Annotated in this window: 18 protein-coding genes; 3 read left to right on the top strand and 15 right to left on the bottom strand. The window is 52.2% G+C overall.

Annotated elements, in window-relative coordinates:
- Nucleotides 1-68 precede the first annotated feature (68 nt).
- The 4 genes from B7989_RS00600 to B7989_RS00585 all read right to left on the bottom strand — a co-directional run bounded on the left by B7989_RS00600 (nt 69) and on the right by B7989_RS00585 (nt 5010).
- Nucleotides 69-1802, bottom strand: coding sequence for an NPCBM/NEW2 domain-containing protein (locus B7989_RS00600; RefSeq protein WP_088626719.1), 1734 nt, complete (start codon nt 1800-1802; stop codon nt 69-71).
- A gap of 99 nt (nt 1803-1901) precedes the next feature.
- Nucleotides 1902-2786, bottom strand: coding sequence for a hypothetical protein (locus B7989_RS00595; protein ID WP_088626718.1), 885 nt, complete (start codon nt 2784-2786; stop codon nt 1902-1904).
- Entirely contained in the window at nt 2779-3609 is an 831-nt protein-coding gene (locus B7989_RS00590; RefSeq protein WP_088626717.1) for a TIGR02147 family protein, read from the bottom strand. Before B7989_RS00590 ends, B7989_RS00595 begins: the two co-directional genes overlap by 8 nt.
- 195 nt (nt 3610-3804) lie before the next feature.
- Nucleotides 3805-5010, bottom strand: a complete 1206-nt coding sequence (locus B7989_RS00585) for a M18 family aminopeptidase (protein WP_088626716.1) — start codon at nt 5008-5010, stop codon at nt 3805-3807.
- A gap of 96 nt (nt 5011-5106) precedes the next feature.
- On the opposite strand from B7989_RS00585, the gene B7989_RS00580 reads away from it, so the two are divergent.
- Together B7989_RS00580 and B7989_RS00575 are read left to right on the top strand one after the other, a co-directional pair.
- A complete protein-coding gene (locus B7989_RS00580) occupies nt 5107-6108 on the top strand; it encodes an MlaD family protein (RefSeq protein WP_088627332.1) in 1002 nt (333 codons plus the stop codon).
- Nucleotides 6102-6869 carry a hypothetical protein gene (locus B7989_RS00575; protein WP_088626715.1) on the top strand — a complete coding sequence of 256 codons (768 nt, stop codon included), beginning with the start codon at nt 6102-6104 and terminating at the stop codon, nt 6867-6869. Before B7989_RS00580 ends, B7989_RS00575 begins: the two co-directional genes overlap by 7 nt.
- A gap of 7 nt (nt 6870-6876) precedes the next feature.
- Here the strand turns inward: B7989_RS00575 and B7989_RS00570 are convergent, their stop codons facing one another.
- The 10 genes from B7989_RS00570 to B7989_RS00525 form a co-directional block, all read right to left on the bottom strand.
- Nucleotides 6877-7773 (bottom strand): hypothetical protein, encoded by an 897-nt coding sequence (locus B7989_RS00570; protein WP_088626714.1) that lies wholly within the window; start codon nt 7771-7773, stop codon nt 6877-6879.
- 3 nt (nt 7774-7776) lie between these two features.
- Nucleotides 7777-8670, bottom strand: a complete 894-nt coding sequence (gene pyrF, locus B7989_RS00565; RefSeq protein WP_088626713.1) for an orotidine-5'-phosphate decarboxylase — start codon at nt 8668-8670, stop codon at nt 7777-7779.
- Nucleotides 8670-9887 carry an RNA methyltransferase gene (locus B7989_RS00560; RefSeq protein WP_088626712.1) on the bottom strand — a complete coding sequence of 406 codons (1218 nt, stop codon included), beginning with the start codon at nt 9885-9887 and terminating at the stop codon, nt 8670-8672. The genes pyrF and B7989_RS00560 overlap by 1 nt, the downstream gene beginning before the upstream one ends.
- Entirely contained in the window at nt 9884-11752 is a 1869-nt protein-coding gene (dxs, locus tag B7989_RS00555; RefSeq protein ID WP_088626711.1) for a 1-deoxy-D-xylulose-5-phosphate synthase, read from the bottom strand. Before dxs ends, B7989_RS00560 begins: the two co-directional genes overlap by 4 nt.
- Nucleotides 11752-12639 (bottom strand): polyprenyl synthetase family protein, encoded by an 888-nt coding sequence (locus B7989_RS00550; RefSeq protein WP_088626710.1) that lies wholly within the window; start codon nt 12637-12639, stop codon nt 11752-11754. Before B7989_RS00550 ends, dxs begins: the two co-directional genes overlap by 1 nt.
- A 138-nt stretch (nt 12640-12777) precedes the next feature.
- Nucleotides 12778-14484, bottom strand: coding sequence for a carboxypeptidase-like regulatory domain-containing protein (locus tag B7989_RS00545; RefSeq protein WP_088626709.1), 1707 nt, complete (start codon nt 14482-14484; stop codon nt 12778-12780).
- Complete coding sequence (locus B7989_RS00540; RefSeq protein WP_072800019.1) at nt 14481-15323, bottom strand: TIGR02147 family protein; 843 nt, start codon at nt 15321-15323, stop codon at nt 14481-14483. Before B7989_RS00540 ends, B7989_RS00545 begins: the two co-directional genes overlap by 4 nt.
- A 46-nt stretch (nt 15324-15369) precedes the next feature.
- Nucleotides 15370-15777 carry a hypothetical protein gene (locus B7989_RS00535; RefSeq protein ID WP_088626708.1) on the bottom strand — a complete coding sequence of 136 codons (408 nt, stop codon included), beginning with the start codon at nt 15775-15777 and terminating at the stop codon, nt 15370-15372.
- A 17-nt stretch (nt 15778-15794) separates the two neighbouring features.
- The gene (locus B7989_RS00530; RefSeq protein WP_088626707.1) at nt 15795-17123 is read right to left on the bottom strand and encodes a GGDEF domain-containing protein; all 1329 of its coding nucleotides are present in this window, start codon (nt 17121-17123) and stop codon (nt 15795-15797) included.
- A 146-nt stretch (nt 17124-17269) separates the two neighbouring features.
- On the bottom strand, nt 17270-18289 hold the full coding sequence (locus B7989_RS00525) for a GDSL-type esterase/lipase family protein (protein WP_233144187.1): 1020 nt from the start codon (nt 18287-18289) through the stop codon (nt 17270-17272).
- 173 nt (nt 18290-18462) lie between these two features.
- Here B7989_RS00525 and B7989_RS00520 point away from each other — a divergent pair, with 173 nt between their 5' ends.
- On the top strand, nt 18463-18939 hold the full coding sequence (locus tag B7989_RS00520; protein WP_158212835.1) for a cytochrome c: 477 nt from the start codon (nt 18463-18465) through the stop codon (nt 18937-18939).
- Here the strand turns inward: B7989_RS00520 and B7989_RS00515 are convergent, their stop codons facing one another.
- Nucleotides 18940-20796 (bottom strand): hypothetical protein, encoded by a 1857-nt coding sequence (locus B7989_RS00515; protein ID WP_233144186.1) that lies wholly within the window; start codon nt 20794-20796, stop codon nt 18940-18942.
- Between the last annotated feature and the right edge of the window lie 28 nt (nt 20797-20824).

Genomic DNA, 20824 nt, shown 5'->3' with positions numbered 1-20824 from the left:
GCTAGAATATACAAAAATGCCTGACCAATGACCAGACATTACAATCGGTAGGGTTCAAGGCGCCTTTATTATTCCGTATATATCACCGGATTTACCCAGTCGACATGGTCAAAATTCTTGGAGCCCAGTTCATCGGTTTCAAGAGAAATTTTTTTACCACCGCGAATATCCAAATCGGCCGTCGCCGTCTGGCGGCCTTCCATGCGTCCACTACGCCAAATTTCCTTATTGTCGAGCTTGATGATAAATTCTACCACGCCATTGCCCGATTCGTCGTCAACACCGCAAATCACGGTAAAGCGAGAAGCATTTTCCGGAAGTGCATAAACATGTTTCGACGGCGCGTGCGACCCGATTCCGTTCAGGTAAAGAACACCCTTCAAATGCAGCGGATTGTTGTCGACCGTCTTACCGATATTGGTATTGCCGTAGCCCTGAGACTGGTGCAGCAATTTCAAGTCATAAACAAAGCTTTCGCCCTTCTTAAGGTGGTAAGCAGTCCTTGCCTGCTGCAAATAGCTACCACCCACATCCACCAAATAAATCAAGGCAAACAGCGCATACGGCACAAGCGCGGGCAATTTCACCTTGTTACATACCAGCAAGGCCTTGTCAAGTACCGCCGGGGCAAAGGTATGCACCATGTACGCAAACATCACCACAATGCCCGCCATCGCAATCCAGAACCAGAGAGCGCTTCCGCGAACCGACGTCATCATCGAAATGTTCAAGAAAGCGACCATCGAAAGGAGCACCGCCCAAATCACAACGGGGCGATCCTTGCAAGCAACGCCCGCAATGGCAACAACAGCTGCCGCAAGCACGTAGCGCTCATGCATGCAGGGCAAAATCATAAAGAAGGCAAACGCATTCAAGGCGGCCAAGGTCATTATACGCGACACCGGCAAGCGCTTAAAGAAGGTCAGCGCCATGATTGCGACCGAGACAAGCACAAAGAAAATCTTTCCAAGCAGGCCCGGGTTCATGAATGCCGGAGCCCATTCAAAAATCGGTCTCGATTGCGGCGTCATGTTCCCCGAGAATACCATCCACAAGTTACCCGCATTCATCGATGCATAAGGATATTCGTCGATCGTACTCAGGTAAGCCTGGGCAAATTCCTTGCTAAAGTTTCCCGCGATAATAAACGGCAAGAACACCAGCAAGAACACGCCCGCCATCGAGAGGAGACCTTTCCACATCACCTTGCGGTAACGCAGAGAAAGCGCACCGAACACCGGCAAGAACATAATCATCTGGAACTTCGTCAAAAGTCCAAGCATGAACAGGGCCATGCCCAAGCCATAAGTTTTAGGCTTGCTGGCATACCAAAGGCCCCACACGCAGAACGTCACCGGCAATATGTCGACTTGTCCCCAAATGGGGCCATCCAGGTAAAATGCCGGGTTTGCCACCACTAGGAGCATCACGACGGTTTTTACTTCGGGAAGCCAGCTCTTTTTATGAATGCGCAACCACACAAAATGAGCAAGCGAAATGTGGGCCAAAATCACCGGGAAAAGGCAGAACTGCTTGAGTTCATATTCCAAATCCATGTTGAGGCCGGTCACCTGGTAAATCCAGCCGACCACGCGAAGCCACAACACATAAAGCGGCGGGTAGTTGCCGGTAAAGTTCCCGACCCCCTGCTGCAAGTCCGTTACCCAATGGCGCCAGAACGTCAAATCCGATGCAAACCCGATTCCGTGCAGCATCACGAAATTGAGCAGAATGACCAGTAGCCCCCAAAGGGCAAAAGAATCCCTAGAAAAATGGACCTTAAGCTTCGAAAAAATACGCATAGAGGAAATATAGTTATTAATATAAATTCAGACCGATACATGAACGCCCTCGCGGAATCCGTGTGAGCGTCAACATGCAAAAATGCAACTTTTATCCGGCTATTCGCTACAAGTTGTATCGCAAACGCTCACATTGTTTTCTATCCGGCAATAGACACTACATTCGCGTGCCGCCGGAGTTGGGTTTGAATCACAAATCCGCTTGTAAAGATTCGCCTCCCTCTGGAGCATTGCCCGCGGAGATCCCGCATCGGCAAGTGTAGCGCATGCGGCTTCCATCTTTCCATTTTGGGTGCAGCCTACGCCATTTTTGTAGTCCCTAAAAATGCCCAGTTCATTTTCGCATTCGCTCTTGAAAGCGACCAAATCCTCTTCGCAGGCGCCGCCCCAATAAGAGTTGTTTACCAAGCGCAGCAACACGCCGTCTTCTGGATAGTACAACGAAATTCTTGCAAAACTACCCTTCAATTCCTTACCGCTATAAATAATTCTAACACCCGATTCTTGTTCAAAAATGCTCACATAACAATCGGCTGCTTCATAGAACACTTCCTGTTCCGTTTTGAATATATATTCCGTCCGTGACGACGATGTGGCCGGCATGGGATCAACCACGGAGGAATCATGACTTTGTCCGTAGCCAGGAGTTCCCGCGCCGGCCTCGAATCTTGCAAGCACGCTGTCGCGCAAATGCTTCGGATCAAAGCCAGACAAGGTATCGTCTTGTTTGCAGCAAGTCGTATCTTCCGGCAGCACAGATTCAAAAGAACTAGAAGACGAAAGTTCCTTCAAGGTGTCTCCGGCCAACACTGCAGAAGAGATTGAAAGATCTGACGAACTAGACAACTCTGCAGAGCTCGACGAATTCAAGGCAATCCCGTTCTGCTCTGTCGTTGCGCCCGCAATATCCTTGGAATCGGAATCAGAGCATCCAACCCAAACCGCAGCCATCGCAACAGCTACGAAAAACAAAAACTTATTCATGGTCATTCTCCTTGGATTTTGTTAAGGGGAAAAATTGCAAGTTCAAACGATAAACCTGATCACCAGATTCCACACCGCTTGCAATAGATAAAATTCTCTGTCTAAAGATTTCCATTTCCGCGACAATCAAATCATATTCCTTCTGCGTCACCGAAAGCGTCACTCCGTTAAAGTTACGCTTGGATACAGGGACGGAGTCAATGGAATCCACGGCGTTTTTCGCCATTTGCCGATGCATGGAGCGAATCGCCAAGGGCATAATTTCCGTCGCCCCCGAAACAATTTTTTCCGTCTGTTCATAACGATCTTCGCCCACATTCCTGAGGATTCCTGCGTGCACCATAAAGTCAAGCGAGCGGCGGACTTCAGTGGCACTCACCTGCGGATAGCACATCTTGGAAAGCGCAAGGGGCTTTTTACCAGGGTTCATTGGAGCAAGCTCACGGAGCACCGGGTTCAACCACGATTCAAAATAAGCAAACGCATCGCCATCAAGCATCTTGATTTTGTAGACTTTCGCCATCTCCTGAATTTCAGACAAAATCTTTCGCTTCCTGGACTCATCGGTTGCATCACTTAATGCGACCAACTTTTCAAAATACAGTTTTTCGTGGTCGGCAAGTCCCATCGCATTTGCAACACGGGCAACGCCAATCTTACTCAGCCTACTTTTACCATCGCAAACAACCTTCATATAGTTTGGAGAAGTAAACCCGGCAATCTTCGAAAATTCGCGCCACGAAAATGCAGAAATACGCTTGCGTTCCTCATAAAACGCCCGCATATATTCTCGATAATCGTAGTACTCAAATATCGGCTTCATGCTCTTAAATATATGTTTTTCTTGATTCTGCTGCAATTATTCTGTGCTACAAAATACAATTATTTAAGCAAATTTAAGCATATTCATTCAATAATAAAAAAAATGTAATTTTATATACTACAGACTGTAGCATATAAAAACCCTTATCCTTCTTAGAGGGATAAGGGTCCAATCGCAACAATGTATGGTACAGACTTAACCGAAGAACGCCGTGACTAATCGAATCATGCTCTCGTGATCTGCGACATCGGTCATTTCACGAATGCTGTGCATGCTGAGCATAGGCTCGCCAATGTCTACCGTCGGGATTCCAAGCGAAGCCGAAATCGTGGGGCCAACCGTCGAACCGCAAGGCATGTCATTACGCATCACGAACGTCTGGTACGGAATGTTATTTTGTTCGCAAAGAAGCTTGAAACGGGCATTCGAGAAAACATCGCTTGCATAGCGCTTTTGCGAATTCATCTTCAGCACCACACCACCGCCCAAAACAGGCGCATGGTTGCTTTCATGCTTTTGCACAAAGTTCGGGTGTTCGGCATGCGCCATATCGATAGAAAGCGCAAGGCTTGCCGCAAGCATGGAATCCAAATCGCCTGTTCCACTCCCGCTCAGCGACGATTCCAGCACACTTCTCAGGAAGTTGCTACCAGCACCTTCGCGCGTAGTAGAGCCAACCTCTTCGTTATTGAAGAAGGCGGCCACCTGGAAATCCTTCTCCAGCTCGCCTGCCGCGGCAAACGCTTCGGCAATCGCATGGCAACTGCTCAAGTTGTCAAGGCGCCCCGAGTAAATCCACTCGTTTTCAAAGCCGCCAAACTGCGCCGGCTGCGCATCAAAGAGCTGCACGTCAAAATCAAGCAGCTTCGCACCCGCAGGGAGTTCCGCCTGCAAGGCTTCTACAAAGCGTTCCTTGCCGCCCACGGCAGTCCACAGAGCATTCAAATCGGTCTGCGGGTTCACCTTGAGGCCATCCTGGTTCACGCCGCGATTCAAGTGAACCGCCAGTTGCGGAATGCGGAACAACTTATCGCCGCGAATCAACTTGGTCTGTAATTTTCCACCCAGTTCATAGGCCAGCAATCCGGCATAGCCCAAGTCGCGGTCCAGCCAACTCGTAAAAAGCGGGCTGCCGTAAATTTCGGGGTGCAAAGTGCGCACGCCTGCCGCCGCCCCATCCGGGTTCGGCGTAATTTTCAAAGTCGGGAAGTCCGTATGGGCCAGGGCAATCCTAAACTGGGAGTCCGAACAAATTTGTTTTGGAGTCCGCACCGCAATCAAGGCGCCACCGCGTTCAAAAAAACGGGTGTTTTTTTCACATTTTGCGTCAAAAAGGACTTTTAACGCCTCCACCGTATGGTACGGAGTTACCGATTTGTTCAAAAATTCAAAGTATTCCATACCCTAAAAATAGATATTACAATGATTTACAACTATTTCGCATACTTTTTTTTACCTAATGAATTTATTGACAAGTCTTTAATCTATATTCTTGACATGGCTTTTAAACCTCGCATTAACTGGATGGAAATTTCCGGCCTCCTGGTCGGTATCTTCTCTGCCGTCGCTGTGATGGTTTTTGGTATCGTGCTTTATGCAAAGCTTTTCTCCTCCGGCATGATCGGTGTGGAAGAATATCACCTGCATAGCCGCTTCGAAAAGGCATTCGGCATTCGCCCGGGCACCCAAGTCCTGATTAGCGGCGTAAAGGTGGGCCGCGTAGACAGTATGTCTGTCGAAGGCGATGGCGTCAAAATTCAGTTTATTATCGAGAAAAAGTTTCAGAACCTGATTACAGATAGCGCCAAGGTGTTCGCCATGCGCGACCAAAACATGATTGCGGCGCGTGTGATTAACATTGACATTCGCCGTGGTAAAGGCACCGTATTGGAAGATGGCGGTTTTTTGCCGCCAGAAGAGTCGCAGGATATCGAAACCGTCTTGGAAAAAGTGGACATGGTTCTGGGCCGCGTAAACGGTTTGATCGATGCTGCCGACACCATTCTCGGTATGGCCAAGGATACGGGTACAACCATTGGTGCTCTGTTTGGTTCCAGACTTTTGTACGACAACTTGAACCGCCAGCTTGTGCGTCTTGACGATATTACTTACCAAGGCACAAAAGTTTTGCACCAAGCATCCGGTTTGTTCGATACTATCCAATATCACGTTCCGGTCTTGCTTGAAAAGGTGGATACCATTGCAACGACTGTCTCTGAAATGATGGTTGAGGTCAGGCCCTTGCCACAAAAGGTGGACAACGTGATGGGCCGCGTCGATGGCTTGATGGGTCAGGTGGACAAAACCTTCGGCCGCGTCGACGGTCTCCTGAACGAGGTAAGCCTCGTTACCTCTGGACTTTCGGACTTTATGGAAGCGACGGAGCAGACGCTCCAGAATGCAGACGACTTGATGTCAGGCGTTTCGAACATGTGGATCGTGAAGCGTTCCATGCCTAACAAGGATTCTGTGCCCTTCATGGTGGAGACGTTATGGTAAAGCTTAAGACCGCCATCGTCGCCCTCCTTGCCGCAGGCTCCATTGCAAGCGCTTCCGATTCCGGCGTTTACTCTTTCCGTGCCCAAAGGTCCTTGGACAACGGTAAATTCGCGAAGGGTTACAACCAGCTCGAACGCGCCCTGCTCGCTAGCCGCAAAGAAGCCGACTTGCTTTCTGAAGGCCGCGTGCTGGTCGCCATGGCACAGATCCGTACCATGAGCCTCGACCTGAATTTCGCAGACTCCTTGCTTTCGGTCGTCCGCAAGGAAGTTTTGGACCAGAGCACCCTCTTGCAGTACACGAAGGTGAAAATCAGCCTTCTGAACGCCCAAGAGAAATACAAGGAAGCGACAAAGACTTGCAATGCCTACGACGAAAAGTCCTTGAAAAAAGCTGAAGAAACGGCGCAGGCAGCTTTCTACGGAGAATGCGCCATTGCTTATGCGGCCGTTCGTAGCGACCGCGCCGAAGATGCTTTAAAAATGGCCGGCAAGCGTTCCGACAAGAAGGGCGGATTCTACGCCTTTACCGCTGCCCGCATGGCAGACCTTTCCGGAAGCAGCGAAGCCGATTCCCTTTACCGCGTCGCCGAAGAAAAAGCAATCAAGGCCAACAAGCCCTACAACACGGCAACCATTCTTTATTACCGCTCTAAATTGAAAAGCACTCCTAAAAAAGAAGCAGCAGACCTGAAAGCCCGCTGCAAGAATGCTTTTGAATTGATGGGGCTTCCGAACAACGCCAAGCGTTGCGCAGAATAATTTCAACTTAATTTGCTGAACTATCGACCGTTGCAACCGTATCGACCGCGGTTGTATCTGTCGTGGCAGTCGTATCCATTACCGCGGCAGAATCCGCAGCGGCTTCTTTCGCCTTGATTTCCGCGAGCTCGTCGTCACGAATCTTCTTCATGGCAAGGAGTTCGCGGTAAACGATTGCCGGGTGGATCTTTCCATCGGCCATGCCGTCTACGAGGTACTTTACCTTCTGGTAATGTTCGTCCTTTTCCACATCGTTAATCAAGCCCTTGTAGCCGATCAACCTTAAAATCTTTGAATAAAAGCTTGCGCGGAATTTCTTGAAGCGCGGTTGCATCACGTCGTTCAGTACCGTTTCGAGCGCCGTTTCCGTCTGCATTTCGTCGATTTCAAAACTACGATAAATCGTGCGAATATGGTCGGGAATGGTCGTGTCCGGGCTATCGAAATACTTGCGCATCACGTTAGCGGCTTCAGTCCTGTTCGGGTAAGGCCCGCGAGCCAAGCGAAGCGCGTAGTAAAGCGACAGGCGCCAGTTTTCGGGATACACGCGGCTGGCGCGGCGTAGTACCGAAAAGTCCGAAGTATCGGGAGCATCGACAGGTGTCACGCCACCGACAAAGTAATACGGCGTGTAGAACAAGGAGTCAAGGCTCGTCGAAAGTTCAGCCACATGACCGAGGTAGGCGTATTCCTTACCGGTCAAGTAACTTTCGCCAAGTTCCGTGAGACCTTTAATCCAGAAAAGTCCCGCGACCGATGCGTCGTGCCCTGCAGCCACATAATGCACTGTCGAGGCCTTCGGCAAGAATGACTCGTCGAAGTTTGTACCGGGCAAAGGCTTCGCAAAATGAAAAGCCGCTGCGATAACCGCGATAGCGAATATGATGACAGCAAGGAAACGCATAACTTAGAAGTTGCAGGCCTCTGCGAGTTTTTCGAGAGCGTCAACGCAATCGCTTGCGAAGTTTTCGGGCTTGCCGCTGCGCTGGTAGGCAAAGTTCAAGCCACTGGAGCTGTTGAGCACGTGGAACTTGCGCTTGCCACCGCCGTTGGCGATAGCCGTAAGCACGGTCTTCGCGTCACCGCCCTGACCGCCCGGAACACCAGGAATAGACACGCCCGGAATCAGGAACGGAATTTCGTGCTTGTGAGCCACCGTGTAAGCGGTAATCTTTTCGAGTTCTTCAGGATGCGTTGCACCGACGACGGCACCGAGGTAACCGAGGTTGGCGTCCCATTCCATAATCTTGTCGGCTACGGAATAGAAGGCTTCGGCAACATCGCGCGGATCGTCGCCACGGACCACCGGCAAATCCTGGAAATCGTGGGCGCCCTTGTTGCTCGTGCGGAGCAAGACATACGCACCGTTTTCAGAATTTTCGCGGATGAACGGGCCCACGGAATCGGCACCCATCCAAGGAGACACCGTCACGGCATCAGCCTTGTACACATCGTAAGCAGCGGTTGCATAAGCAGCGCTCGACTTACCGATGTCACCGCGCTTGGCATCCAGAATCACGGGAATACCGGCACTGCGATAGTCGGCAATCAGCTGCTGCAGCACGAGCATGGCCTGCACGCTCACGCATTCGTAGTAAGCGCTGTTCGGCTTGACTACGGCGGGCGTCACGTTACGCTTGAGGCAGCATTCCAGAATTTCGGAATAAAAACGCTTGATCTTGTCTTCGGCAGAGCCTGCGGGGCAGCACGGGTCAATCAGCTTCATGACCGGATCCATGCCGAGGCAAATCGGGTTACCGCACTTGGCAATACGTTCTTCTAAGCGAGCCTGAAAGTTCATTACTTCAAATCCTCTTGAATCTGGGCGGCTTCGTAGCTAAGGATACCGTGAGCGACAGCGACGTTCAGGGATTCGAGTTCGCTGCTCATCGGGATCTTCACCGTTTCGTCGGCGAGTTCAATGAAGTACGGATTGGTGCCGGCGCCTTCGTTACCCACGAGGAACGCCATCTTGCGAAGCTTGTTCTGCGGAATCTGGCGCAGGGACTGCTTGGCATGCAAATCGGTTGCGATAATGGTGTAACCCTTGCTGCGCAAGAAGTTAATCTGGTCAACGAGATCGACATCGAATTCGAAAGGCACGCGGAGGAAGGTGCCCGAGGAACCACGCACCACCTTCGGGTTGAACGGGCTCACGGTACCGCGGCCAAGAATCATGCCGTCAGAACCGAAACCGAGGCTCGTGCGGAAAAGCGTACCGAGGTTACCCGGATCCTGCACGGCGTCCACGAGCGTAATCACGCTGCGGCTGGATTCATACACCGGCTTCTTGCTTGCAATGCGAGCCACGGCAACAATGCCCTGCGTCGTCACCGTTGAAGAAATCTTCTTCATCTGTTCGTCGGTAAGAATGTTCAGCTTGATTTCGGCTTCGTTAATCTGTTCGATCAAGGCTTCGTCATTAAAGCCTTCGGTCATGTACACGCCGATCACGAGTTCGCGGTGGTTGCTCACGAGTTCCTGCACCACATGCACGCCTTCGCCAAGGAAACGACCTTCGCGTTCGCGGCCCTTTTCGGTCGTAAGGGCGAGCATGCGCTTGAACCAAGGCGGGTTGAAGTTGGAATCTTCGCTGGATTCCACTTCGGCCACGCGGGCTTCGAGTGCGGCTTCGTCCAATACTTCTTCGACTTCTTCCTTCTGTTCTTCAGGACGCTGGCGGTAAATCGGAGCGCCTGCAGCAAATTCGCGGCGCGGGCGACGGTCGCCACCAAAGCGACCCCTGTCACCGAACGGGCGGCGACCTTCGCGGCGACCAAAGGAGCCACGGTCATCACCGTCGCGACGCGGACGGCGTTCACGGTCAAAGCGGCCTTCGCGGTCACCAAACTTCTTGTCGCCAAACTTACGATCGCCACGGTCGAAAGAACGACCTTCACGGCCACCGCGTTCTTCGCGGTCATCGTCACGGCGCGGACGACGTTCAGGCTTTTCGCTCACTCCGAACTTACGGTCCAGAGTCACTTTTACGGTGCGGTTTTTATTTTCTTCGCTCATACTTTTTCCATGATTTGTTTGGCGACGGATTCCCCGTCAATTTTCAAAAGCTTGAACAAGGCAGGAATTTCGCCCTGTTCCACAAAATGATCCGGCAGGCCAAAGCGCAACAGGCGCTTGTCGGTGTAACCGAGATCGGCAATAAGTTCGGCCACGGCAGAACCGAAACCGCCCACCAGCGTGTTGTCTTCGAGCGTCACAATCGTCTTGTGTGCGTCAAAGAGCTTGCGGTAAGCCTCGGTATCCAGCGGCTTGATAACACGAGCATCCACGACGGTGGCGTTCTTTCCGTTTTCGCGGAGAACGGCAGCCGTCTTCTTGAGTTCGTTCGTCATGAATCCTGCACCCAGGAGCAAGATGTCCTTGCCTTCTTCCAGAACCTTCGGGAGCTTCACGTCCACGGTTTCGGGAGCGGGTTTCAGGTGTTCTTCCAGTGCGGTCCCGCGCGGATATCGAATCGCGACAGGACCCTTCATGTCGATAGACGCGCGCACCATGTCGCGCAGTTCGTTTTCGTTGCTCGGCGCCAAGATGGTGATACCCGGCACCGTGCGCAAGAACGACAAGTCGAACGCGCCATGGTGGGTCGGGCCATCGGCACCGACCAGGCCCGCACGGTCAAGCACCATCACCACATGCAAGTTCTGCAAGGCGATGTCGTGCATAATCTGGTCATAGGCGCGCTGCATAAAGCTCGAATAAATCGCGACCACAGGCACCACGCCATCGCAGGCAAGGCCCGAGGCAAACGTGAGCGCATGCTCTTCGGCAATACCCACGTCAATCACGCGGTCCGGAAGTTCCTTGGCCACAATGTCCATACCGCAACCGGTAGGCATGGCAGCCGTGATGCCGATAATGCGGTCATCCTTCTTCGCGAGTTCAAGCAAAGTGTTTCCGAACACATGCGTCAAAGACGGGTTCGGTTTTCCCGGAGCAAGCGGAAGACCGCTTTCGGGGTCGAAAGGTCCAATGCCGTGCCACTTGGTCGGGTTCTTCACCGCAGCATCCAAGCCGCGTCCCTTTTCGGTCAAGATATGCACCAGGCACGGGCCCGGCTGTTCCTTGACACGCTGCAACAGCATAATCAGTTCGTTAATGTCATGGCCATCGATCGGGCCAAAGTAACGGATGCCGAGATCTTCGAAGAATCGGCCCGGCTTCACCACCGTCTTCGCCGCATTTTCCGCCTGCAGGAACAAGTCGCGGAAACGAGATCCCAGAATGCCCGGGAGACGCTTCATCAGGCGGTCGAGGTCCGAACGCATCTTGTTGTAGACCGGGTCCGAAATCACGCGGTTCAGGTACTTGCTGAAGTTACCTACGTTCGGGGCGATGCTCATCTTGTTGTCATTCAAGATGATGGTCATGTTCTGCTTCGAAAGACCGGCGTTGTTGATGGCTTCGTAAGCCATACCGCCCGTCATGGAGCCGTCACCGATGACTGCGACCACGCTGTTCTTGCGCTTGAAGTGGTCGCGCGCCACGGCAAAGCCGAGGGCTGCAGAAATAGAGGTCGTCGCGTGTCCGGCGCCGTAGCAGTCGTACTCGCTTTCGTTCCTCTTCAAAAATCCAGAAATGCCGCCCTGCTGGCGAAGCGTCTCAAACCGGTCAAAGCGACCCGTCAAAAGCTTGTGCACGTAAGCTTGGTGCCCTACGTCCCACACGATTTTATCGTCAGGAGCATTGAACACGTAATGCAAGGCAAGCGTCAGTTCCACGACACCCAGGCTAGAAGCCAGGTGACCGCCATGCTTCGCCACTTGACCGATGATGGTCTCGCGGATCTGCGACGCCAGGTGATAAAGCTCCTCGACAGAGCAATGCTTTATGTCCTGGGGGGACTTGATATTCTTAAGGTCCATTAGTTAACCCTGGTAATGATGAATGCGGCAATGGAGCGCAGAATCGTGGTGTCGCACTTGAGGCCATCCAAAGCCTTGAGCGATTCCTCGTACAGTTCGTGCGCACGCTCGCGGGACTTGTCGAGACCCACGAGAGCCGGGTATGTCGCCTTCCCCTTTTCGATGTCGGAACCGGCATCCTTGCCCAGTTCTTCGGTCGTAGAAACGATATCCAGAATGTCGTCCACAATCTGGAATGCAAGGCCGATGGAACGGCCATAGTCGCGAATAATCTTGATGTCGTCTTCGCTTGCGCCTGCAAGGCGTGCACCCACTTCTAGAGAGGCTTCGATCAAAGCGGCCGTCTTGTGGTAATGGATATAGTCGACGATTTCCAAGTCAACCTTCTTGCCTTCGCATTCGATGTCGATCATTTCGCCACCGATCATGCCGTAGGTACCCAACAGGTGGGCTAGGACTTCAATCGCCTTGGCGTTACCGGTACGGCCCATCAGTTCAAAAGCACGAATGCAGAGGGCATCGCCAGCCATCACGGCAGTGGCTTCGCCGAACTGTTTGTGGCTTGTGGGCTTACCGCGTCTAAAGTCATCGTTATCGATGCAGGGCAGGTCATCGTGAATCAAGCTAAAGGTATGGAGCATTTCAAGAGCGCTCATGGCGTAATCTACCGATTCGCCCTTGCCGCCGAACATGTCAAATGCAGCACGCACCAGTGCCGGGCGGAGTCTCTTGCCGCCTGCAAACATCGAATAGCGCATCGCCTCGTGAAGCCTTTCCGGACGGTCGGCTACGGGCGGCAAAAATTCATCAAACTTCTTTTCCGCTTCCTTAGAGATGCGGGACAGGTAATCGAGGGCAACAGCCGCTTCTTTTTCAAGGGTTTCCATATAACCCCAAAGATACTTAATTTCGTGATTGTATACAAGACTAAACAGAGCGAAACAAGGCCTCAAGATGCGAAAAAACACATAAAAAAACCGCCCTTTTAAGGCGGCTTTTACTTGTAAGAAAATTGTATTTGTTCCCTAGAACAAGGCGCCGTAAAGCGTCACGTCGTCAATGTAGAATTCGGTGCCGTCCTGCGGGAAAATATGGAGCTGCTTGACCAAGTACTTCACCCCGCTCCAAGAAGTAAAGCAGGTTTCGGTCTTCGCATTTCCGACGCAGAGTTCAGCCGGATTCACGCTAATGCGCTGCCAGTCTTTGGAAAGCGGCAACCATTCGGTAGCGGCCTTCAGGCTCTTATCGTCGTTGATGTAGTTTTCAAGCGAGAGGCGAATGTTTCCGTCGCCCTTGGCGTAGAACACGACGGAATCGATCGCGGAGAAATTCATCTCGTGTTCGAAGGTCGTTCCGACAAGTACCCAGGCGTAATCGTCATCGGCAAGCTTGTATTCACCATGGAACACCTTGGACTTGCGAGTCGAATCGTACACAATGCCGTCAGCCACATTCTTGGCCATAGGCGTGAGCGTCGTGCCCTTGAAAAGGGCATCCGTATTCACGTACCAGCTCTTGATGCCGTCTTCAAAGTCCTGCAGCACCATCACGGGGTTCGTGAACTTGGTATTGTACGGCTCGGCAATCGCCTTCCATTCGGCATACAGGGTCTTTGCGCTATCCGGCATCACAAAGTAGATATCGAGCGAATCCCTTGCCGGCACGCTGGGCAACACATAAGAGCCCGCGTTATTTGTCTTGACCAACAGATCGAGGCCGTAAACGCCGACCCACAGGAATTCTTCGCCGGTGCGGAGCGTTACTTTGCTCGAAATAGAGGCTGTGGCTTCCAGACGGAGCGTATCCAGCTTTGCCAAATCCTTGGCGTTATAAATCTTGGAGAAGGCAAAGCCGTCCTTGGTAACCGTCAAGCGGTAGTCGCCCGAGTCAGGCCATTCCATTTCAAAACGGCCATTCTTGTCGGTACGCAGTTCAGATTCCACCATCGTGTTCTGCACGGCATAATCTTCGACCTTAGCATCGGCGGCACGCAAGGCAATCGTCGCATACGTTGCCGGAGTTCCATCCTTGAGCAAAGCCAAGACTTGCAGCAGTTTTTCAGGTTCAACCGTATCTTCCGGAGTCGTATCTTCAGGAACCACGGCTTCGCGGTAATCCTGCATAATCGATTCCATCGGGGTTACAAAGAGGTCCTTTTCGCCCAGGCTCTTGTCGAAGTCTTCGTTCACGAAGTACAGCTGCAAGGAGTCATTGGCCGGAATAGACGACAGAGCAAACCAGCCGGATTCGTCGGTTTTCACCAAGACGTCGGTACCGACAATACCGACCCAAACCGTAGACGATCCTTCAGGAACATCTACGACACCGGCAAGCACTGCCGTCGGTTCGAGACGCACGGTATCGGGCTTGAGCGAGACACCGGCTTCAGCAAATTCATTACGGGTCAAAACCCTGGAGTAAGCCACGCCATCATGGGCGACCGTCAAGCGGTACTTGCCGTCAGCCGGGATTTCAACCTTGAAGTTACCCTTTTCGTCGGCATAGGAATCCGCAATCACAAGGGCATTCACTTCGCCAGCGGACTTTTCCTTATAGTCCACCTTGCGGAGTGCCACAGTCGCATAAGAGGCGGGCTGACCATCAATAAGGGCAAGTCCGTTCGTAGTAATACTACCCGGACCACCAGCCACGTCATCCTTGTTATTGGAACAGGCCACCAAACCCGCTATCGACAGCGAGAGCAAAGGCAAAAGAAAGAGCGATTTTCTCATTTTTCTTTCTCCTTTTCCTTCAGGGGTTTGGTGAACGCCAAGGGGAACATCTGGATGTTCAACTGGAATACAGTATCGTCATCCGTCCCTTCTTGGGATAAACGTAGTAAATCTTCACGGAAAGCGTTAATCTTTTCGCGCAAGAGCTGGATATCGTCCATGCAAAAAGTCATGGTGACCGTGCTAATATCCCTCAAGAACGGCTGGTGCCTGTCCAGGGATTCGTCGGCGAGGCGGATTGTTTCGTGCTGGAATGCACGTACAGCCTGAGAACGCCAGTTTCCCCCCGTCGATACAAAGGTGTCGTTCACCTTCCAATAGCCGTCGCGGTCGGTAGAAATCATGTTGAGGTCCGCGAGCAGTTTCACGGCGTCGCGGGCTTCTTTTTCGGTAATGTTCGGGGTGCAGCTTTCGGCAAGACCCTGGTAGTCATCCTTGAACTTGCAAATGCCAATCACGGAACGTATGGCATTGTAGTACCAATGACGGTAAAATTCCAATTCCTTCTTTTGCAACAACTTAAGAGAAACGCCCTTCAGGGCCTGCATGCGTTCGTAGTGTTGCAAGGCGTCGGCGTCGGTCTTCGCGCGACCGAAATACACCATTTCAGCCCAGTAATCGGCTTCTTTACCTTCAAGTTCGAAGAATTCTGCTGCAGGCTTAATCAGACTAAGGGGCAAGTGGATCTTGCCCTGCGATACGCGAAGGAGGTTGCCAGGATCAGCGCCCATCTTCATGGCCATGTAGCGCCACGAAATGACAGTCTTACGCTGCTTAAAATCCTCAAAAGCATCCCTCAACCATTCGCGATAGTCCGTATATTCAAAAATCTTCTTCATAACTATAAAGATAAATCATTGACTATCAAAAGCCTATGCCGTAAAATCAATCTCCGTTGTGGAAGTTTACAACGATTTTACAATCGGCATCACAGGTGGCCTCCCAGCGGCACTCGGGCTTGTCCATCATGGACAAATTCCTGCAAATTCCGTCAAATTTGAGGATTTCGGGGTTTTCGGAGCTCCGGCCGTAGGTGACCTTGTAGCTCAGTTCGCCGGCGGTAGAGGCCTGCACCGGCGGTTCGGCCATCAGGCGCGCTGTGAGCAAAATCACACAGTTATCCTTGCGGGGCATTTGGGAATCGTCTTCGCCCTCGGCCAGGACCCAATGCATCTGGAGCGGCTTGAAGTCCACTTCGGGCTCCTTCTTGGCGCAACCAAACAGGATTAATGCGGCTAATAAAAAAAACGCCACTGTGGATTGCTTCGTCGCACTCGCAATGACGTTTTTCATAGTTCTAATTCTGCGAACTACCGGGTATGGCGGAAGGTCGCACTCGTGACGCGGTTACGGCCATTTTCCTTAGAGGCGTAAAGGGCCTTGTCTGCGCGTTCGAACAGGCGCTTCGGGTCTTCACCGGCAATCATTTCAGCAATACCGAAGGAGCAGGTAATCTTCTGCTGCTTGATCAGCTGCGAGTTCTCAATTGCCATACGGAGCTTTTCGGCAAGGAACTGGGCGTTCTGGATCGGCGTGTCGCCGCACAGAATCACGAATTCTTCGCCACCCCAACGCACCAGGGCGTCGGTATTACGAATCTTGCTCTGGATGAGCTTCGCGAGGTTCACCAGGACTTCGTCACCCACCATGTGGCCGTAAGTATCGTTCACATGCTTGAAGTGGTCGATATCCAGGATCACGAAGGACACCGGGCTGTCGTTCTTGCTCAGGTTTTCCTGTTCGCGCATGAGCACGCTGCTAAAGCCCGCACGGTTCAGGCAACCCGTAAGCGGGTCTTCCTTGCTGGACTTTTCGTATTCGCTCTTCTCGATTTCCAAGGCGCGCAAGTTCTTTTCGAGTTCTTCGCGCTTCTTCTTGCTGGCCGTACGTTCGCGGCTGTAGTCAAAGAAGCGGATCATCAAAATCACGAAGAAGGTAATGAACCAGAGGGCCACAAGTGCCGTCGAAAGTTCAGCCTTCGAAATCTTCTTGCCCTTGAAGCAGAGACCCTTGATTTCAAGCGTTCCGTAGCCAAGCGGAGCATTCGTACCCGTCTGGATTTCAATCAGCGGAATGTTCGAAAGGTCGACCCTTGCATTGTGGACGTTAATGCCGTTCTGTGCCACCCACCAGCTGGCCACGCGGAATTCCTGCGGGACAAACACGGCCGGGTAGGTTTCTTCCAGCGGGAAGAATTCAATTTCGTTGAACTTGAGCGAAAGTTCGTCGTCGGGGCGGGAGAACGTGCTGTCGTAGCCGCGCATGTAGAGACGTACGGTTCCTTCGCCACGGGGCTTCACCCACACAAAAATGCTGTCGAACCTGGAGAGGTCCTTACCGCGGGTCTTGCCATCACCCAAGAAAATCTTGACGCCCACATACGGGTAGGCGTAGCCTTCCTTCAGTTCGTAGTCCACGATAATGGAAGAATCTGTACGGGAAAGCTTTACAGCCGAGGCACCGCCATCTGCAGAGTCCGTCTCGGCAATGATATACGGATAGTCGTGCAGGTACAAAGGTTCAATCACATCTAGGCCATTCTGATGCGCAAAGAGTGCAATGACGGTAATTGCCAAAAGCACGAAAATCAGGATGTTCATCCTGAACAGAACGTATATCTTCTCAAGTATCCTAGACATGGGAACTATCCTACCAAAATCCTCAATTTAAATATACAAAAAAGACCCAAAATGCAATAATCTCTGTAAAAAAGTGTGCCGATACTAACACAATTATGCACGAAAAAGGGTCTTTTGTATGAAAAAAAGGACCCTTTGTACAAAAACTAGCGGGAAAGCCACCTTCCGAGGCGCCCGATCAGGGGTCGAATCGCCTTCGCCATGTCTTCGTGCGAATGTATGTCGGGGTGTCCTAGGAGTCCGACATTCGCCGTCGTAAGCGTCATGAATTCCAGGTCGGACTTGCCGGCAGCCTTCTGGGCGTCATAAATCGCCTTGACCGTCGGAGTCAAGTCATCGTTAGGCCACACCTTGGTCGACAAAAGCAGGAACTTGACACCCGGATGGGCCTTGCGGAGCTTGTCGAGAAGTTCGGCGTAGGCCTTCTTGAAGGCATCATGCTTTGCGTAGGGCGGGTTCCCCTGGAAATCGTTGATCCCGATGAAAAGGACTATGACCTGCGGATGGAAGGAGTTGAAATCGTAACGGATGGACTGCTCGGGAACGCCGTTTGCGAGATCCCCCGGAGCTTCGCCCGGAACCGTAAAGTCATACAGACGCGGAATCGGCCATTCCGGCACGATGTTGTCGTAATTGCGCACAAGGCCGCGCCCGCTAAAGGCGTTCACCTGAAAATCCGCCTTGTAGCCGTCGGCAATCAAGAAGGCGTAGCTCTTGGAAGCATTCGTCTTTTCGAACACCAGGGATTCGTCCTGACCATTCTGGCCTTCGTCGCCAAAGCCCACGGTAAACGAGTCGCCAATGAATTCAATGCGGCGGTTGCTCGGTTTGGGAGGTTCATCGAACTTGCCCGATTTGTCGGTGGCGACTCTGTATAGGTGGACGCCTCCCGGATTGCTTTCGCTGATTTTAATCAGGCGATAAAGGTGCGAACCTGCACCGGTGGTCGTTTTTACTTTATACACATTCCGTGCATTTGTTGTAAACACGGCAATTTCTTTTCCGTCTTCGTCGACACGGAATCTGGCTTCGCCCTCCAGTTCAAATTCCAGCGACTTAGCCGTAGCCTTGAACTGCACCATGGCAGCCGGGGCACTGGTACGGCTGAATTCCTTTCCATGTTCCCAGCGGCCGCTGAACAACAGGTTCTTAGAGAACTGATCCACGGAGACCTCCGCTCCAAATGAGAATGACGACATGAGGGCACAACCCACCAATGTCGAGTAAATCCAATTCAAACAACGCATAAGGGAATAGTAGTAAATGTGTGATGTTTGATGAGGAATGTGCAATGAATAATCGCACATTTCACATTCAACATTTTATTACATTGATTTGCATGAAATTCGCTCGGTTGGCATCTACAGGGATATTGGCCTTGGCAGCTTACGGTATGCTGCTCGGGGCCTCTGCATTTGCCGAAAACGGCAAGCCGGCCGAAACGAAACCGGCAGTGCAAAAACCCGAACCGGGCTCCCCCGGCGACACGCTCACGCGCGAAGACGCCCGTATGGCTCTCCTTGTGTACAAACTGCTCGATAAGGACGGAAAAATCAAGGGAGCCAACATTGAGCGCGGCAAAAAGCTATTCATGCAAAACTGCAGACCCTGCCATGGCGATGACGGCAGGCGCTTCAACTTTTCGCTCTATTACGAAAAGCCCGCCTTCATTGGCGACCGCGCACGCGAAGAAATGCCCACCTTCTGGCACCAGATCAACTTTGGCGACAAGGAACGCGGCATGGAAGCCTACATTGACGAGTTCACGTTACAGGAACTCATCGACATTGCAGGCTTTGCCCAAACGTTGCCGTAATTACTGCGGCTGGCGGCCGTTATAGACCTTGACTTCTTGAATAAACGAAAGTTCCAACAGTTCGGGGACTTCGCTTCCGTACGGCTGGATTTCGATTGTCTGCGGAGACTTCGCAAGCTTAAGCGCATGCACAAAGAAGCTTCTTTCGACTTCGTTGTCGCCGCGCTTGGTCGGGTTCTTGACCTTGGCCCCGATGAGGGCGCCCACGGTCTTCGCATAGCGCAACACCTTCACCAAGTCAAACGTACTCAGCTTCTGGTAGTTGTTGCCGTACTTCGTCGAATTGAGCGCCGTCTGCAAGGTTTCCGAATTGGCGGTATCCTTGAGTTCGTAATCCGGAGCCTTCGCTTCGGGCCATGCGACCACAAATTCCTTGCGCCATTCTTCGGTCGGAGCGCTCGAGCGGTTCACGTTCTTGCGTTCCACGAACGGGCAATAGCCGTAGTTCGTAAGAATTTCGAAGGCGCGCGATTCCATTTCGGGCTTGAGCACGAAGCCGTAGCCGGCAATGTATTCGTTGGCGCATTCCATGAACTGCGGGAAACGGGAAAGTTCGTTCAGCACTTCGGCGTTTTCGATTTTGAGCAAACGAACCGTCTGCACGCGGGCGCCGTAGTAAGACGAATTCCATTCGGCAATCGTCGATTCCACGTTGACCGGCGGCTTGATCCAGCCCTTGAAATTTTCGATTTCAGATTCGGCAATGCCGCACTTGAGGCCGCGGAGGTAGCTTTCGCGGTTCAGCGAGAAGCGCAAGTACACTTCGTCGTTTTCGACCTTCGCAAGGCAGGCAAGCATCAAGAGCACGCGTGGCGAAGTTCCGGTCGAGGCAATCAGTTCGAAGTTCGGCAAGCAAGAGATGTTCTGTTCCGGCACCGAGGCAATCGAAGATTCCAGCCAGTCGCGGCCGGCCTGTTCAAGCGAGACTGCGGCCACCTTGCCGCCCACCATGGTAAAGCGGACAAGGCCCAAGAGCCAAAGTTCGCGCAACGGACGCGGCAAGTATTCCCAAGCGATCAGGCCATCTTTTTCTTGCAGGCGGAACGTCGGGTCCAGCACCCAGAAAATAGAAGACGCAAAGAGAGCCGTACGCGGCTTGTCGAGCATGCGGAGCAAGCGCACGCAATGGCTGCGGTCGCCGCGGAAACGTTCCTTGAGCCACCAGGAAACCAAGTCCTGGTGCAGGCGGAAGCCGTTCTTGCGGATAAATTCAAGAGCCTTTTCCGTAGGGACAAGACATGCGTCTTCCTGTTCCAGCCAGCCGTTACCGGTAAGGAAACTGAAAATCAGGGAGACTTCGTTTTCGGCAGTCTTTTCGGAGATGCGCCTTGCAGAAGTAAACGCTTCGGTGCAAATTTGGTAACTGCGGCGGTGCAACGCATTGCTGTTGTTGACCTTGAGGTCGCCGGTCATGGCCAGGGCGAGCACCTCGCAAATATGCCAGTCAATCAGGTTCTGGTAGAACAGGTCTGCACCCTTTACAGCGGGAGCCTCCACAAGCGGTTCATCAAAAATTCCGAGGAAGTTCGCAAAGCCGTAATACACCGAGGTATTTGTAGACGGACTGCGCCAGAGCACGTACTCGCGGCACATTTCGAGCAAGAAAGTCTGCAGGTCGCGGCACTTGCTTACAGGAACCGTCAGTCGAAGTTCATTAAAAGTTAGACCTCTAGATGCACTATTGTAAATCAAAGTCATACAGTGGCGCTGCCACGGTTCCATCTTCTGGAACAAGGCGGCGACACGTTCTTTGTCGTTATAAAAACCGAGCGTTTCATCTTGGATGAGGGCGTTGTTCAACAGGCCCTTGTGACCGAAAGCCTTCGCATGGGCATTGCGAAGCAGAGGCTTGGACATCCCTTCAAAAAATGCATTCAAATCAAAC

The sequence above is a fragment of the Fibrobacter sp. UWB5 genome (assembly GCF_002210295.1).
Lineage (GTDB): Bacteria > Fibrobacterota > Fibrobacteria > Fibrobacterales > Fibrobacteraceae > Fibrobacter.
The sequence above is the reverse complement of the archived record's forward strand: the minus strand, read 5'-3'. Positions and strand labels throughout refer to the sequence as shown.